Origin of the sequence: Halomonas sp. ND22Bw, from assembly GCF_003011945.1 — a bacterium.
Lineage (GTDB): Bacteria > Pseudomonadota > Gammaproteobacteria > Pseudomonadales > Halomonadaceae > Halomonas > Halomonas halophila.
Window position 1 is genome coordinate 1 of the sequence record NZ_PXWD01000171.1, and the last position, 449, is coordinate 449.

Genomic DNA, 449 nt, shown 5'->3' on the forward strand with positions numbered 1-449 from the left:
CGGCAAACTGCCCGCCCTGCCCGGCGAATATCCGACGCTCAAGGACTGGAACGACCATCTGACCACCCTCTTCCCCGAGGTGCGGCTAAAAGCCTATCTGGAGATGCGCGGCGCCGACGGCGGGCCGTGGAGCCGCATCTGCGCCCTGCCCGCCCTGTGGGCCGGGGTCCTGTATGACGCGCCGTCGCTGGCCGCCGCCTGGGACCTGGTCAAGGATTGGGACATCGCCGACCATGAGCGCCTGCGCCGCGACGTGACGCGCCTGGGCCTGAAGGCCGAGGTCGCGGGCCGCCGCGAGCGCGACATCGCCGTCGCTCTGGTCGCCCTCGCCAAACAGGGGCTGAAGAACCGCGCCAGGTTCTCGGGCGGCATGGTGGACGAGCGCGGCTATCTGTCGGAACTGGAAGACATCGCCGACAGCGGGATCACCCCCGCCGAACGCCTGCTGG

The 449-nt window shown here is 70.4% G+C and carries 1 protein-coding gene; it reads left to right on the top strand.

Going from position 1 to position 449, the window contains the following annotated elements; genetic code table 11:
* A partial coding sequence (locus tag CVH10_RS17535) for a glutamate-cysteine ligase family protein (protein WP_219924758.1) occupies positions 1 to 449 on the top strand: 449 nt, incomplete at both ends.